Source organism: Listeria sp. ILCC797, from assembly GCF_900186185.1.
GTDB classification, from domain to species: Bacteria; Bacillota; Bacilli; order Lactobacillales; family Listeriaceae; genus Listeria; species Listeria goaensis.
Genome location: NZ_FYBS01000020.1, coordinates 1 through 14,779, shown reverse-complemented (window position 1 = coordinate 14,779; position 14,779 = coordinate 1). Strand labels below are relative to the sequence as shown.

Sequence of the window (14,779 nt, the reverse complement as noted above, 5' to 3'; positions counted from 1 at the left end):
CTTTTTCCAAAACTTTTTTTATTTGTGCTATACTTTAATTGAGAGAACAAAGTGAGGTGCTTGTTTTGGCGAATATAAATGAAATTGCAAAACGCGCAGGCGTTTCAAATGCGACGGTTTCAAGAGTCATCAATAAACAAAGTTACGTAAGTGAAAAAACGCGCGCTCGTGTTCAGGCGGTCATCGATGAACTGGACTATGTGCCAAACTTAAATGCTGTTTCATTAAAGAAAGGGGCAACGAAACTAATTGGCATTGTGGCACCAACGTTTTCGGATTCTTTAAATGTGTTTATTCGTAGCTTTACAATTGCTGCGCAGGAACATGGCTATAACGTGACCCTTTTCATGACAAAAATCAATCGCGACAAGGAACTTGAGGCACTTGAAATGCTTCGGCGCAAACAAATTGATGCGCTCGTTCTCGTCATCCGTTTAAACGACTGGGAAACCATCGAACAATACACAAAATACGGCCCCATCATTACTTGGCAGCGCGTTGAAAACAAAAAAATCCCTTCTGTTTTTATGAACCAATACGACGGATACATGCTCGGTCTTACGCATCTCTACGAAAAAGGCTACCGCCGCATCACAAACATTTACGGCGTTACTTCGGGACTAAATACGCAAAGTCGCATGCAAGCCTACCTCGATTTTTGTAACGCACACGAAATCGATCCTCACATTGTACGGCATTTTTATGGGATGGGAACACGCAAACAAGGTGAAGAAATCGTCCATTGGTTTAAAGAAACGAAAAATAAGCCCGATGCTTTCTTTACTCCAAATGACTATCTTGCTGCCGGAATTGTTTCTGAAGCTCGCAGGCAAAACCTCAGCGTTCCCGGTGACTTCGCGGTTTGCGGTTTTGATGATTTGGAGATTTCGCACTTGCTCGATATCACGACTATCCACTATCCAATTGATAAGCAAGCGGAAAATGCTTTTACGATTATTCACAATGAATTAGCCGGCGCTAGTGCCCCTCTTCAAGAACTCGAGTTCCGTCTAGTAACCCGAAAAACGACGTGAGGTGAAGAATTTGATTAGAGGACTTAGTCATATGACCTTTATAGTCGCCGATTTAGACAAAGCAACACTATTTTTCGAAAAAATTTTCGATGCGAAAGAAGTTTACGCTAGCGGCGACCAAACATTTTCACTTGCGGAAGAAAAATTCTTTTTAATTGATGACATTTGGATTGCCATTATGAAAGGCGAAACACCGCTTCAGAAAACGTATAATCACATTGCTTTCAAAATTGAGACAGATGATTTTGAGCATTATTATGCGCGTATTCAAGCACTCGGCCTTGAAATTAAAGAAACACGGGCACGCATATCTGGTGAAGGTGAATCCATTTATTTTTATGATTTTGACCAACATCTATTTGAACTTCACACAGGAACTTTAGGAACACGACTTGAAGCATATAACAAGCAAAATAAAGATGGGAAAATTTGATCCATTATGTTATACTTTGAAATAAGAAAAGGGATATGTTGTGTCATATCCCAAAAGAGCCGTAAAGACGGTGACAAAGCTATAAAAATGAAATAATCATCTTTCCCTCGTCAAAGTGAAAAGATGATTATTTGTCTTTTCTAAGTCTAATTAACACGACCATAAAGCCAAGCAAGGCAATAATAAATGTGCCAAAACCTAGCATTAGAGCCATTGTTTCATAAACAGACATGTTGCATTCCTTTCGTAGATTTTATACGTATTCTTCGCATAAGCACCACCTCCAAAACGCCTCCATCTTCACTTCTCTGTCTGTTCAGTCTAGCATAATAATCGACCTTTTTCTATACAATTTTCAGGCCCGTATTCCTTATTTCCCAAGCGATTTCGGACAAAAAACAAAAAATCTTAAGGAATTAATCTTCCTTAAGATTTTTCTAGTTCAACTATCTCTTTTTAAACATCATATTCTAATTCTTTTTCAGCCGCTTCGATAAAATCAAGCGGTGTTTTAATCGTATCTGGATCGAAGAGTTTTGCGCCTACTCGGAGCTCAATGCGCACGCGGTATTTTGTAGCAAATTCGGTGTTATTGGCTTCACTAATCCGTTTTTTGATGCGGTCGGACACAAGTTTCGCCCCCGGATCATCGGTTATGAGAAGAAGTCCCCATGTGGCCTCTTCTTTATCCAGTAAATAAAGCACGTCACTCGTTCGAATACAAGACTCCAGCAGTGCTGAAATATCTTGCAAGGCAACGCGCATTTCCTCGCTACTTTGGAATCTTTTTAGCTCTTTCCAGTGGCGAACTTTGACAACAAGTAACGCAAGCGGCATATCATAACGCTTAGAAATGCTCGCAAAAATCGCTTCATCATTTTGGAAAGAAACAATGTTTTTTAGTAGCGTATCTTGATCAATCGTACCTAAATATTCATTTTGTGACTTAATGACTGCATTTTCCAGCTGTAATTTCGTCGTATTTCGTGTGAATAAAAATGCCGCAACCGTGAAAAGTGGTGTCATAATCAGCCAAAAATATGAACCAAGTGTATACTCTGTCCCTTTTGTAACTGTTTCATACAAAATATATGTCGCGTAGCTGAAAATAAACACAATATTTAAAATCAAACCTAAGGTCAAATTCGTAAAGTACGTAATAATCACAAGTAAAAAAGCGATGTTAAAAAAGATGATATTGGTTAAATAATTGGTTGGGTCATCCGCAATAAAAGCTACACTAATAAAACAAAGAAGGATGAACAGCAAAAACCCAATATCCGTTATAAAATCACTACGATTTCGTTTCATTTATCCTCCCTCATTTCTTCCGATATTTGCGCAGTAATAAGACCGTTGCGACAATAAGAATAATTAGCGTCATAATGGCTACGCCGACAAAAGCTAGTGTCGCCTGATTATCCGTCAGTTTTGATGCAAAAGATGTTTTTTCTCCGGCATCTGCAACTTTTTTGAAGCGATACGCATGAATGGTGTCGTCGGTATCCATAATCGCACCGTCGCCGTAGGTTTTACTTAACATTTCAGCGGAACCTAGTAGCGTGGCGCCAAGCTCGGTTGTGCTGCTTGTCGGCCCCGTAATCGCTAAAATCGCATTTTCTTTGTTAAAAATGGAGGGGATGAGTTGGACGCTTCCGATTCGCTTCCCGTAGGACGGGTCAATTTTCAGTTTCTCGTTTGAGAGGAAATAAGTACCCGCTTTGTTGTATTTGAAATACAATTGGTCGTTCGCCTGCTTGATGACCGTGTTGTCGTTTAAACCGCCGACCGCAATGATGTTGCTCGCTTCATTGGCCGATTTAAAATCAGCGCTTTTGACGGCTTCTAGGCTGCCATTGTTGCCATCAACGAATTGACCGAACAAGTTAAATACATTTTGCAAGGCGTTCATCGTATTTGCGTCTGGGTTGTCGGGTAACACCACAACCGCTTTATTAAACTGCCCATCTTCAATCATCGGGTACGGATAATTGTTGAATAGAAAGTCTTGCTGTTCCTCGGTTTGCAAATTGAACGTCGACTCATTTGTGACAAAGCCCCATGGAATTTCAGAATCGTTAATGAAGCCGCAATAATTATCGGTTAACACTAGATCAAATGCGACTGTGACGTTAAAATTGCCCACAATATTCATATCTTTTGGCACATTAATCGTGAACGAATCATCATTTGCTTTTTTCGCCGTTAGCTTTTGGCTTCCAATTGGTTTGCCGTTAATTAAAACGGTGACAAGGGAATGCTCGAAATCAAGGTTACTTGAGTAGCGATACTTTAAGTTCACTTTAGTCCCGTCCGAAATGCTTCGGTTTGAAGGCACTTTAATAAAATAATCCTGCTCCACGTGGCCGATGCCCTTCACTTTGTCGCCTTCTTCGGTCAGCTTAATTTCTTTGTCGACTTTCGACTTCGGCGTCTCTACTTTTTCGTCCTTTTTCACCCACTTTTCGTTTAAAGCAAGTTGGGACATGAGCGCCTGGTTGCTAATAAGCTTCGCTGCCGTTTTTAGCGCTGCATCGCTATTTGAGGTGACTACCAAAACTTCTTTGCCAGATACGCGCGTGAGTTTCATGACGGCTTGGTCATCCAATTTCGCTTTATCAATCCCCGCTTGAAGTCCGGCCGGCAAATCCTTGAAATTCGCGATAACAAGTTGATACGCCTTATCCGCCCTTTCAGTATACTTCCCGAATGCAATTTGCTTATCGTCCAATTGATTTTCATGCGCAAACGCCGTCACCGCTTGAAGACCGGCCGTCATTTCCGCATTCGCCGCCTGATTTGAAACAAAAACGCCGCTTTGTTCATTTTTCACCGTATCGATGCCCGTAAAACGCTCATTAAAATCCGCAATCGTATTTTTAAACGCCGCAGCGTCGTAATCCACCAAAATGCTGCTCGCTTTGTCAATGTGCAACCAATTCGCTGGTGTGTCGTCAATCGTACATTGATTATCTGGCAGCGTCGTATAAATAAAGCCTTCTATACTTAGCACATTGCTCCCCTTTTTCAACTTATCGACCGGCACATCAACCGTAACCTCCTGCACGCCCGTCTCCCCTTTAGCCGGACGGAACGAATAGAACGGCACATCATTCACCGAGAAGGTTATGGTTGAAACCTCTTGTTCCGAAAGCTGCGTCACACGGTAAACAAGCTTCACCTTCACCGTCTTTGTATTCCAATAATTTTCAATCGTAAAATTTTGTTTTGTTGTCGTATATTTTCCGCGCGCTTCCTTGTCAACGCCAAGCACCGTCTGATAAGTCGCCGCTTCCGCATGAAGCTGCATGCCAGCAAAAAAGAAAATCCCGAGCAAAACAGCCAGTACACCTAATTTTTTCATAATGCCCCTCCTAAAATCGCTCCGTCTTGTACCATTTCGTTTCCCGTTTTAAAATCGTATCCTTTAAGAAAATATAGAATCCATAAGCAGCAACAATCATCCATAGCTGACAATACGTCACATACATCAACATAATAAACAAGAAATTCGAAAGCGAAATCTCGTCTTTTTCCGTTGAAAGCGTAATGAAAGTCCCCGTAATAAAAAGAATAATTGCAAGCAACCAAAGCGTCGTACTAAAGCTCGCAAGCGTCGTATGCACATAACCTAAAAAGTTAAAAATAAGGAGCGCATCACTAAGAAGCAGCGAGCTCAAAAGTAAGAAATAAATCGATAAAAAGTACAAAATATCAAACCGCACAGGACGACCTTTTTTTTGGAATAAAAGCGGCACATTTTTTAGAATGACGTAAATGTTTCCCTTCGCCCACCTTGAACGTTGCTTAAACCATACAGGAAGCGTCTGCGGTTCCTGTTCCCACGTAACAGCTTTCGATTGGAACTTAATTCGGTAGCCCATCATGTATATGCGAAAACTAATTTCCGTGTCTTCGGCTACCGCCTTCTCGTCCCAGCCGCCAATTTCCGTTAAAATCGACCGTCTGACGACAAAATTTGTTCCTGGAATCGTGCACAGTTTAAATAGTGACCACCGCCCAGCTTGCGCCATCCACTGGAAGCTAAGCGTCTCAATATTAATAAAACGGGTCAGAAAGCTTGCATTCCGGTTCCGCGTTCGAAACTTCCCAATGACCGCCCCTAAGCTTTTGTCGTTTGTGATTTCCCCAATTAGGTAGCGCAGTGCATTTTTTTCAGGTGTATTGTCCGCATCATAAATCGCGATGTAGTCCCCCTTGCTTTTTTCAAAACCAATGTTTAACGCATTTGATTTGCCCTTCCCGCCCGTTTCGCTATCCGTATTAATCACAGTAAGCGCGCGGTTTGGGTATTTCAGCTGGATATTCCGCAAAAGTTCCGCACTGTTGTCGGAAGAATTATCGTTGATGACAATCACTTCGAAGCGGTCGTTTGGGTAGTTAAATGCAAGCAAGGATTCCACCGTTTTCACAATTACTTTCCCTTCATTGTGCGCTGGAACCATGACCGAAACGAAAGGTTCCTCGCCTGCAATTTCTGGCACTGCACGCCGCTCATTGCGCAAATAGTAAATGTATCCCGCAATGATAAGCACGATATTCACAAGTAAAAGCCCCCAAATACAAATGACTGCAAACAGCGATAAATAATCTGCAACCGTCAAATCGCTCACCTCATTTCACATATTTTTTCCGGTAAACTCGGTACCCAATCAAAAACAAAATCACAAACACGAGCAAAGTCGCCAAAATAATAACCGTTAAAACCTTTGATTGGGTAGAAAAGAATTCGTCTAGCGAGGCTTCTTGCTTCGTAGCCTCCGTCTGCTTCATCGTATCAGACTCATCTTGCGGATTTATTTCCTGCCCGTTCACGTATAAAAAGCCATTTTGAGCCGTAATCTTATCCTTTTCCGTCTGAACGGCATGCGGTAAATCCGCATAATCCTGAATCGGTAATTTTTGAAGCCACTCAACCGTTTTCTTTAACTCAACTTCATCACTAAACAAGGAAAAACCAAGTGCAGTGTCCACCACAAACCGCGTCTGTTCCGCATTTTTAGCCCATTTCGCGTAATGCTTGCCGTCTAAATAAAACAAGGCATTTTGAAACGCATTCGTTTGGTTCGTTTCAGCGGTGTAAACGATATTCTTGTTTGGGAATAAAATGGCGGAGGAAAACGGGGCTAATCCTTCGTCACGATAAATTTTATCCCTTTGCCAGTACGCTTCTGAACTTATCCCAAGCGGTGCAATTTCGTTTTCCGCAAAGAAGTGAATGGAAGTCGCCATCACATCGGTTAATTCGCCCTTCTTGCTTTCCCCAAAAGTAACGACTGGCGCATTTAAAATGATGCTCCCACCGCGCGTTTCAACGTACTGCAAGAGTTGCGCATATTTTTTAGCGGCATTTAATTTCATGTTTTCAAACACGGGTCCAGCACTCACGATGAACGGAATGCCCGCTTCGTAAAAGGCGTCAGCTGTTTGTTGTACCATCTCAAAATTCACAAATGGATTCACATCGCGAATGACAACATATGGCTTCCCCGTCTGTTTCGCCCCGTAAAAATCGTTCAGCACCTCAAACAAGGCCAATCCACTAACCGGCGTATCCACTAAAAAGCTCGCGTAAGACACATCGCCATTTCGAACCGCGTAAGGGAATTTAGTTCCGGTATCCGTCGTCACTTCGCCCATTTTGTGCCCTTCAGCCGCTTGAATAAGGTTCAGTTTCCCTAAAAGAAGTGGTTCAGATTGCAACGCCTCATGCACTTTCACCGAAACAGCCGTATCATTCGCTTGCACTGCAAGGTTTCCTAATTTCTCCCGCGCCCAATCAGGTGGCGTTTGCCCAACAAATAAGATTTTCTTGCCCGACTGCTGCAACTTCTCACTAATTTTGCTGTCTAAATGCTTCGTTTTATTTTGCACAACAATTATAAAGTCCGCGTCTGCCTCCAATTTTTCATGCACGTCTTGTAGCCGCACAGTTTGTCCGTAAGATGCAAGCATCCTTAAAAGCAAATCAACATTTCCATTCGTCACATCTTGTTTCGCCAAACTATCGTATAAAACAAGCGTCGTTCCAGCCTTAGCAGCCTCGCCTGGTGCGGGCCATAAACAAATACTACTAACGAAAAGAAGCACTAAAAAACATTTTTTAAACATGTTTGCCCGCCCTCCTTTTCGCAATTTGTTTGCCGACCAATTCCGTTAATGAAGCTAATACCATTAACAACACAATATCGAAACAAACATTGAACAAAAATTCATGTTTCGCTAAATCAGCTTCCCCGTCACCAACAATCGTCGTAAGTAACACCGAAAAGCTCGTTCCAACTAAAATTAAAACTAAATCGAGCCTAAGCATTCCCCGAAAATCGCCTAAATGCCACTTTTGAATGATTCCCCGGCTGTAACCCGAAGTGACAGCCACAGCCCATAAAACAATCATCCCAAATGCAGACGGCGAAGCATTATGTTTCACCGTACTATAAAGCGTAAAAAAGCCTGTTTTAGCCCCAAATGGCTTGCCCGCACTCTCTTCATAATTACCCATTTCTAGCGGACGAATCGTAAAGGCATGTTCCGCTGACAAATTCAGCATTTTAAGCAACGCATCAGGGTGCCCCACATAAAATTTCAACACTGGCACAAATCCAAAATGGCTATAAAAATGATCTTCCATAAAGGCACTATCCGTTTCCACCATCTTATATTTTTGGAAATAAGTTGTGCCTTTTAAAAGCGCAAACTGCTCATTTATCCCCATTTCTCTTAAATCTTTTTCTGGGTTTTCGGAATCCAAAATGACTCCGCGCGTCATCGTTTGGTACTTGTTAATCGTCACAAACGTTTCAGGAATAAAGGCATACATCAGCACACCAGTTAGCACGATAACCCCCAGTGCGGAAGCCACCCAAACCTTAAAAGCTTTATTTTTTTTAATAAAGAGAAGTAAAAGTCCGAGTACACCGATGACGATAGCGACCGGCGCGTTTTGCTGTTTCGTGGTGATAAGAACAATGCTCGAAACAAAAAAGAGCCCGAGCATCCAGTAATCATTGTAGCGATTTTGATACATAAGCAGCAGGCTTGCCGCGATATAAAGCATCGCAATCATCATCAAACCTTCACCAAAAAACGAATTAAAATACGCCAAATAAGCTGTATCCCCGAAAATCAGAACCGCAAAAATCGCCACCATATAGCCACGCCAGTCCTGCATTTTCACCGTAATTCCTTCCACGAGCAAATAAATCGCCACAACTAAGAAGAGCAAATAAATGACCGCCAAAAAGCGAATATCAAAAACGCCATCTAAAAAGAAATTATTAACAAACAAAGCCGCTTGAATAAATACACTTTGGGAGGAAAAAAAGGCGGTGTTTTGTTCGTTAAAGTACTCATAAATCGGATAGTCTTTTACGAAATACCCAAATTGTGTCGCCGAATGCTGAACCGAATCAACGTACATATTATTACTGGAAAACACCCGAAAAAAGTCCCCATTGTCGGCTAGACCGATATAAGGCGGCACAAAAAGAACTACAATGCCAATTATAAAAACACCAATTGCAGCCAAAAGAGCCGGACTGATAGACTGCTTACCCCAATGAATAAAAGCTATCCATTTCAAATAGATAACCCGTTTTATGCGCCCCGTATCCATGCAGTCCCCTCCTTTTTATATGAATTGGATTTTTTTCTAACTACTATATACCTAGTACTTTCAGACATATTTTAGACACATTTACAACACAATTATACCAAAAATAAAGAAAATTACTAGCTAGAATCCTTTTTTTGCGTTTCTAGATGTAAAAGAAGAGCGATCTTGTTTACTAGATAACTTTAATCTTTAGGTATACGAAAAAGCGATAACTTACTAGTAAAGTGCCTTTTTATTATTCTAATAACATTTCCACCCTTAGTTTATATTCTTCATCTTTGTATGTCTAAATATTTCGATTTTTCAACAATTGCTTCAAAGCACTTATATCTGAAGCATAAACAGACTGTTATTCTTCATTTAAACCATCAACTTCTTTTAAAACTTCTTGCTTTTCTAATAGATAAAATGACACAACAAGCACTAGCTGACTTAGTTAGTGTAAATCGTGTAACTTATAAAAACTGGGAAAATGGCAAGAGAGAGCCTGAACTTGATAAAGTGGTAGAGCCTTGCAACAGAACCAAATTCCACTGTTGATTATCTTCTGGGTAATTCAGATATTAATTATCTAGATATTTTGGTGAGTAATTTCTTTGATTGGCTGCTTGTTTTCTGTTTGGATCATTTGTTTCACTCCTTCAATTTTTTGATACACAAAAAAACGGTATCAGTGATTTGTTCCTCACTAATACCGTTTCAATAACTTTCCTATTTTCTAACTAAAATCATTGTACACCCATGTCCTTTGAATTTTTGTACAATACATACTGCTTGCTTTGGCAACTTGCTTAGTGAATTACTGCTTACTAGTCAAGGCGTTACTAACTGACGTCAATCAGATGGTAAAGTGCTTTTTTATTTTCAAATTTACTTGTCTTGCCAAAAAAATATATTCTCTTCCATGCTTAATTTTTCTACATGAATATCTTTGCAAACTATGTTCATTGTCATAATCGATAGATCAAGGGAACATACCATAAAGTTTTCATTATCTTCATATTTTTTTAAGGAAATATCTTGTCCATCATACCCTAATTGTCCCCCACGCATCTCCTTTACATTATCTATAGTTCTCCAATTTGAATCTGTTTCATAACTAACTTTATAACAAGAAAAAAAGCTAATTTTCCAACAAGTTTTTTCATCATTTTCTATAAAAATATATACCTCATCACCAAAATACTGTGTTTGAATATCCAATATTGACATATCCCAATACTCGGTATTATCAATCTCATTTTGTAATAATTTAATATTCATAATATGCCTCCAAAATTATTTATCAGTCCAAGGAATATGTCCATCAGGACTTTTTTTATCTACAATATTTCCTTTTATATCCAATGGATTTTTATTTTCATCAAAGATATGCATGTGTTCATAATTAGTGATTTTATCAGGTGGATCAATACGAACTCTAAAATTACCGTTAGCATCTTTAATATGAACACGACCATTATTTTCAAAAATTTGCCAATCATCAGGAATACTTTTGCGTAAATCATCTAGAGACATATTATTAATGTCTTTAGGACTTAATTTATTCAGCTTAGCCCCACTGGCTTTCTCTATTATACCATCAGCCCGTTTGCTTCCACCACCCAAATTTACATCAAACTTCCGAAGCACATCTTTCAGATTCTCTGTCCCTTGAGCGATTTTGGAAGGCGCTTGGTTCGGGATGCCTCCCATGCCAGCTAAGGCTAGATGTGCTCGTGGCGGCAAGTTTAAAGAGCCTTTCATGGCGGTTGCCGTTTGTCCGACCTTGTCCAATCCTTTGATGCCTTTTTGTGTGGTGACTTGTAATGCGTCTTGAGTGGTGGTTTTTAGGCTTGCCATGCGCATTCGGTGGCATCAAGTTCGCGGTCAGTCACCCAGTCTTTCCCCGGAATCGCTGTGCCCATTTCAAGGCTGCCATAAGCTACACTTGAGGTTAAACATGGAGGAGAGACAAAATCAGAAAACGGTATCAGTGATTGGTGCCTCACTAATACCGTTTCAACAACTTTTACATTTTCCAACTGGAATGATTATACACTTCATAAACTCCCAAAAAGACTAGTAAAGTCCTTTGAATTTTTATACAATTTTCAATCGCTTCTTTTCTACGTTAAATTTTCATCCAATAAATACAGCTAGCTTTTTGTTAGCTATTGGTAACTTGATTAGTGAGATTGTTCCTTAATATAAGGCCTTTACTATCCGACGCCAAATCAGATAGTAAAGTGCCTTTTTTATATTTAATTAATATTAAAAATTTCATTGAATTTTCAACCCTTTTTTTACATCTAACAGTAGCTCATTTATTTTGTTATCTACAATCACATAGTTTTTAATATTTCTCTCTAGATATGCATAAAATTCTGGAAATGTCATGTATGCTTGGCTATTTTCATCTACACTCGAGTAATCAGATTCTACATCTATTAAAATATGTTCATCATCTAAAGGTATCTTTAACTGTGACAAATCATATTCATCTAAATCTTCCTTAAAACAAATAGCTTTACCTTCAACAATATATCCTTCTTTTTGGGAAAATTTTTCAAGAGCCTTCTCAATTCCTGATTTTCTAAGTGATATTTCAAAAAATATATCATCTAAAATAATTTTTTTATCAGTTGCTTCTTTTAAAATCACGTAATCCATACTTACCTCCTTTAATCTAAAATTGGGAAAAAGTTCTTCACATTACCCGCTTCATCTAAATAGCCTATAAATTTCAGCCCATTAGATGCTGTACCTTCAACTCTTCCATTAATTATTTTTCCATTTTGCATTGCTTCTACACCTAAATTATATATATCTGTTTCTGAAAACACAGATGGGTCATAAACTGTTTTTGGTGTATCAATATTCTTGTAGGTAATTGGCTTTGCAACATTTCCAGTTATATCCTTTTTAGGTATTCGATATTCAATTTCATAGACACCTTCAATAGATGGGTGCGGTTTTTTGGATAAAATTAATTCATCTAATCCTACTCCTTGATTTGTTAAAGCATTATTAAACTCATCTAGATTGTGACCTCCAATAACTCCTTTTTTAGTATTAACATTCTCCACATTTTTTAAATGGTTTTTAACATTATCACTAAATTGGAAGTCATTAGATCCACTGGCTTTCTCTATTATACCATCAGCCCGTTTGCTTCCACCACCCAAATTTACATCAAACTTCCGAAGCACATCTTTCAAATTCTCCGTCCCTTGAGCGATTTTGGAAGGCGCTTGGTTCGGGATGCCTCCCATGCCGGCTAAGGCTAGATTTTTTCGTGGTGGCAAGTTTAAAGAGCCTTTCATGGCGGTTGCCGTTTGTCCGACCTTGTCCAATCCTTTGATGCCTTTTTGTGTGGCGACCTGTAATGCGTGGCGGTTTTTAGGCTGACCATCCCGTTCTCATTTGTGTTTGACCAAGTTTGGCAATATCCCCCACTTGTGTGGGGACATTTTTCACACCTTGTAAGAGGGGCATCACTCACGTTTGCTAAACGACTTCCTGAGCGCATCATTTGTACACCGCCGGTTAGGGCTTTGACGCCTGGAATGACATCCAAAACCGCAAAAGCGCCGCGCTGGGCGCGTTCGGTGGCATCCAGTTCGCGGCCAGTCATCCAGTCTTTCCACGTAATCGCTGTGTCCATTTCAAGACTACCATAAGCAACACTTGAAGCTAAACTCGTAGGGGACAAAATCAGAAAACGGTATCAGTGATTGGTGCTTCACTAATACCGTTACAATATCTCTACTATATTCTAATTAAAATCATTGTACACCTAAGAAACATTCAAAGGACTTTTGTTAATATTGGCAACTTATTTAGTGAGTTCACGCTCACTAGTCAAGGCTTTACTATCCGACTCCAATCAGATAGTGAAGTGCTTTTTGTTTATCGTTAAATGATTTCTCAATATAATATTTCGTTTTACTCTCCTAAAAGCATATTGACTCTTAAAGAATACATTTCATCCCTATCAATTTCAAAATCTCCTTTTGAAATAAGCTCATCAAAATTGCTTAAATCTGTTTTATAACACAAAAAATCATCTGACGATAAATCTTTTAAATCAATGCTCTTTATTTTTTCTATTCTATTAAAAATATAGTCTGGTATAAACTTTTGTTTTAAACTTAATATTGCAAGATTTAAAAATACCGAAACATACTCCCGTTTATCTTTTCTCATTGGAATTACTAATTCTTCAAAAGTAGCACTTATTGATTGCTTTTCTGTAAATCTTTGTTCTGTTTTAAATTCTTCATAAATTTCTAAAGTACAATCTTTAGCTTCAATATATATTTTTTGTCCATTTTTCTCTCCCAGTTTAATACTTAGTAAATATATTCAACGTTATATTTGGATATTTGTATCTAAATTCTAATATAAGATTCGTACAACTTTGGCATGTAGGTAATTCTGTATATAAATCTTGGAAATCTGTCATCCACATATGATGTTAAAGATTTTTTATTCAATTGGACCTAATAAACTCGAAATCAGAAGCACATGTTCTCTCAATTTAACCTTATCCAAATGATCAATTTTTTCTGGTCCTCCCAGCCCTAGTAAAGGAACATAACCAAAACATTCATCATAACTCGGTTCATCATATTCTTTTACTGCCTCAGGATACGGTAACCAATCCATTGCCTTTTGTTTAAAAGCTTCTTCTTCCAAAAATCTAGTGAATAAAGAAAATTTTGAAGCTAATACTTTTGTCTTCCCTCTCCTATAATTAACCATAATTATATAAGATTCTTGATTTTCATCCATTTCAAAAAGTATGATATCCCCCATAGATGTTGTTAATATAGGAATGGTTCCTTTATTCCTTAAATATGTTTCCTCAACTAAAGGTATAAAATCATCTGGATTTATTATTTTTAAATAGCCACCCATAAAAGTTCCATAACCATGTACTTTCCAAACCTCAATCAATTCTTTTGGAAGATGACTTTTATATTTATTAATTGTTGACTCCATTACTTCACTAACTTGTTCAAAATCACTATAAATTCCCAATTATAGCCCTCCTTATTGCGTAAGTTTAACGTTTAAATATGTGTTTTTCAATTGTTCAGGGGTCATATTTTTTGCCATCTCACGAATCTGCTCATCTACTGTATCAATTCTATACTTCCATTGAGCACCAAGTGAAGAGTTAATCCCCTTATCGCCCATTCCTCCAATAATGCTAGCATTTCCTCCCGCAATTTGGTCAGGATTATGGAGAGCTGCTTGTGAATCCATCCAACTAGTCGCCTCTTTTTCAGCACTCTCCCAAGACATTCCTTGCCCAAAAAGTTCTTCTATTTTGTTACTTAATGCTTTTTCTCTAGCTGCTTGTTGAGCCGCATTCCCTTCAATAGCACGACCTTCTGCTATATAATGAGTACGATTATCTAAATACTCTTGAACAGTCAGCTCATTCATTCCTTTTTGCTGATTCTCAAGCTGTCTTGCAAATTCAGCCGCATCATGTTTAGGATTTCTATTAAATTCAATTTCAATTTCTGGTATCTTATTAGTATCATCTACAGCCCCACTGGCTTTCTCTATTATACCATCAGCTCGTTTGCTTCCGCCACCCAAATTCACATCAAACTTCTGCAGCACATCTTTCAAATTCTCCGTCCCTTGAGCGATTTTGGAAGGCGCTTGGTTCGGGATGCC

The 14,779-nt window shown here is 38.9% G+C and carries 18 protein-coding genes; 3 read left to right on the top strand and 15 right to left on the bottom strand.

The window, feature by feature from the left end:
• The first annotated feature begins 65 nt into the window (after positions 1 to 65).
• Positions 66 to 1,034 (top strand): LacI family DNA-binding transcriptional regulator, encoded by a 969-nt coding sequence (locus BN1609_RS13780; RefSeq protein ID WP_088810370.1) that lies wholly within the window; start codon positions 66 to 68, stop codon positions 1,032 to 1,034.
• Positions 1,035 to 1,044: 10 nt separating this feature from the next.
• Positions 1,045 to 1,467, top strand: a complete 423-nt coding sequence (fosX, locus tag BN1609_RS13775) for a FosX/FosE/FosI family fosfomycin resistance hydrolase (RefSeq protein ID WP_088810369.1) — start codon at positions 1,045 to 1,047, stop codon at positions 1,465 to 1,467.
• Positions 1,468 to 1,594: 127 nt separating this feature from the next.
• On the opposite strand, the gene BN1609_RS13770 is transcribed toward fosX, so the two are convergent.
• The 6 genes from BN1609_RS13770 to BN1609_RS13745 all read right to left on the bottom strand — a co-directional run bounded on the left by BN1609_RS13770 (position 1,595) and on the right by BN1609_RS13745 (position 9,103).
• A complete protein-coding gene (locus BN1609_RS13770) occupies positions 1,595 to 1,699 on the bottom strand; it encodes a putative holin-like toxin (RefSeq protein WP_088810368.1) in 105 nt (34 codons plus the stop codon).
• Between the two features lie 224 nt (positions 1,700 to 1,923).
• A complete protein-coding gene (locus BN1609_RS13765) occupies positions 1,924 to 2,778 on the bottom strand; it encodes a diguanylate cyclase domain-containing protein (protein ID WP_088810367.1) in 855 nt (284 codons plus the stop codon).
• A gap of 10 nt (positions 2,779 to 2,788) precedes the next feature.
• Positions 2,789 to 4,831, bottom strand: a complete 2,043-nt coding sequence (locus BN1609_RS13760; RefSeq protein ID WP_088810366.1) for a cellulose biosynthesis cyclic di-GMP-binding regulatory protein BcsB — start codon at positions 4,829 to 4,831, stop codon at positions 2,789 to 2,791.
• A gap of 10 nt (positions 4,832 to 4,841) precedes the next feature.
• The gene (locus BN1609_RS13755; RefSeq protein ID WP_088810365.1) at positions 4,842 to 6,092 is read right to left on the bottom strand and encodes a glycosyltransferase; all 1,251 of its coding nucleotides are present in this window, start codon (positions 6,090 to 6,092) and stop codon (positions 4,842 to 4,844) included.
• 10 nt (positions 6,093 to 6,102) lie between these two features.
• Entirely contained in the window at positions 6,103 to 7,599 is a 1,497-nt protein-coding gene (locus BN1609_RS13750) for a DUF2334 domain-containing protein (protein ID WP_088841037.1), read from the bottom strand.
• Positions 7,592 to 9,103, bottom strand: coding sequence for a hypothetical protein (locus BN1609_RS13745; RefSeq protein WP_088810363.1), 1,512 nt, complete (start codon positions 9,101 to 9,103; stop codon positions 7,592 to 7,594). Before BN1609_RS13745 ends, BN1609_RS13750 begins: the two co-directional genes overlap by 8 nt.
• 282 nt (positions 9,104 to 9,385) lie before the next feature.
• Here BN1609_RS13745 and BN1609_RS14215 point away from each other — a divergent pair, with 282 nt between their 5' ends.
• Positions 9,386 to 9,643: a helix-turn-helix transcriptional regulator gene (locus BN1609_RS14215; RefSeq protein WP_088815589.1), complete on the top strand. Its 258-nt coding sequence runs from the start codon at positions 9,386 to 9,388 to the stop codon at positions 9,641 to 9,643.
• Positions 9,644 to 9,973: 330 nt separating this feature from the next.
• On the opposite strand, the gene BN1609_RS13735 is transcribed toward BN1609_RS14215, so the two are convergent.
• The 9 genes from BN1609_RS13735 to BN1609_RS13700 form a co-directional block, all read right to left on the bottom strand.
• Entirely contained in the window at positions 9,974 to 10,366 is a 393-nt protein-coding gene (locus tag BN1609_RS13735; RefSeq protein WP_220387176.1) for a hypothetical protein, read from the bottom strand.
• Between the two features lie 15 nt (positions 10,367 to 10,381).
• Positions 10,382 to 10,951, bottom strand: a complete 570-nt coding sequence (locus BN1609_RS14160) for a hypothetical protein (protein WP_255377405.1) — start codon at positions 10,949 to 10,951, stop codon at positions 10,382 to 10,384.
• A 414-nt stretch (positions 10,952 to 11,365) separates the two neighbouring features.
• Complete coding sequence (locus tag BN1609_RS13725; RefSeq protein ID WP_088841036.1) at positions 11,366 to 11,755, bottom strand: hypothetical protein; 390 nt, start codon at positions 11,753 to 11,755, stop codon at positions 11,366 to 11,368.
• Between the two features lie 11 nt (positions 11,756 to 11,766).
• Positions 11,767 to 12,438, bottom strand: a complete 672-nt coding sequence (locus BN1609_RS13720; RefSeq protein WP_255377404.1) for a CdiA family toxin C-terminal domain-containing protein — start codon at positions 12,436 to 12,438, stop codon at positions 11,767 to 11,769.
• On the bottom strand, positions 12,405 to 12,749 hold the full coding sequence (locus tag BN1609_RS13715; protein ID WP_088841035.1) for a hypothetical protein: 345 nt from the start codon (positions 12,747 to 12,749) through the stop codon (positions 12,405 to 12,407). The genes BN1609_RS13720 and BN1609_RS13715 overlap by 34 nt, the downstream gene beginning before the upstream one ends.
• Before the next feature lie 281 nt (positions 12,750 to 13,030).
• Complete coding sequence (locus BN1609_RS13710; protein ID WP_255377403.1) at positions 13,031 to 13,291, bottom strand: hypothetical protein; 261 nt, start codon at positions 13,289 to 13,291, stop codon at positions 13,031 to 13,033.
• A gap of 139 nt (positions 13,292 to 13,430) precedes the next feature.
• Complete coding sequence (locus BN1609_RS13900) at positions 13,431 to 13,550, bottom strand: deaminase domain-containing protein (protein ID WP_255377402.1); 120 nt, start codon at positions 13,548 to 13,550, stop codon at positions 13,431 to 13,433.
• Between the two features lie 23 nt (positions 13,551 to 13,573).
• The gene (locus BN1609_RS13705; protein ID WP_088841033.1) at positions 13,574 to 14,128 is read right to left on the bottom strand and encodes a T6SS immunity protein Tdi1 domain-containing protein; all 555 of its coding nucleotides are present in this window, start codon (positions 14,126 to 14,128) and stop codon (positions 13,574 to 13,576) included.
• Between the two features lie 12 nt (positions 14,129 to 14,140).
• Positions 14,141 to 14,776, bottom strand: a complete 636-nt coding sequence (locus BN1609_RS13700; RefSeq protein WP_255377407.1) for a polymorphic toxin type 15 domain-containing protein — start codon at positions 14,774 to 14,776, stop codon at positions 14,141 to 14,143.
• Positions 14,777 to 14,779: the final 3 nt, after the last annotated feature.

Bases quoted from the DNA above. Each gene is read 5' to 3' on its own strand.
- BN1609_RS14215 (WP_088815589.1), top strand. From the start codon at position 9,386: ATGTCTAAATATTTCGATTTTTCAACAATTGCTTCAAAGCACTTATAT.
- BN1609_RS13750 (WP_088841037.1), bottom strand. From the start codon at position 7,599: ATGTTTAAAAAATGTTTTTTAGTGCTTCTTTTCGTTAGTAGTATTTGT.
- BN1609_RS13900 (WP_255377402.1), bottom strand. From the start codon at position 13,550: ATGACAGATTTCCAAGATTTATATACAGAATTACCTACATGCCAAAGT.
- BN1609_RS14160 (WP_255377405.1), bottom strand. From the start codon at position 10,951: ATGCGCATGGCAAGCCTAAAAACCACCACTCAAGACGCATTACAAGTC.
- BN1609_RS13765 (WP_088810367.1), bottom strand. From the start codon at position 2,778: ATGAAACGAAATCGTAGTGATTTTATAACGGATATTGGGTTTTTGCTG.
- BN1609_RS13710 (WP_255377403.1), bottom strand. From the start codon at position 13,291: ATGAGAAAAGATAAACGGGAGTATGTTTCGGTATTTTTAAATCTTGCA.
- BN1609_RS13745 (WP_088810363.1), bottom strand. From the start codon at position 9,103: ATGGATACGGGGCGCATAAAACGGGTTATCTATTTGAAATGGATAGCT.
- BN1609_RS13760 (WP_088810366.1), bottom strand. From the start codon at position 4,831: ATGAAAAAATTAGGTGTACTGGCTGTTTTGCTCGGGATTTTCTTTTTT.
- BN1609_RS13715 (WP_088841035.1), bottom strand. From the start codon at position 12,749: ATGGACACAGCGATTACGTGGAAAGACTGGATGACTGGCCGCGAACTG.
- BN1609_RS13725 (WP_088841036.1), bottom strand. From the start codon at position 11,755: ATGGATTACGTGATTTTAAAAGAAGCAACTGATAAAAAAATTATTTTA.
- BN1609_RS13770 (WP_088810368.1), bottom strand. From the start codon at position 1,699: ATGTCTGTTTATGAAACAATGGCTCTAATGCTAGGTTTTGGCACATTT.
- BN1609_RS13735 (WP_220387176.1), bottom strand. From the start codon at position 10,366: ATGAATATTAAATTATTACAAAATGAGATTGATAATACCGAGTATTGG.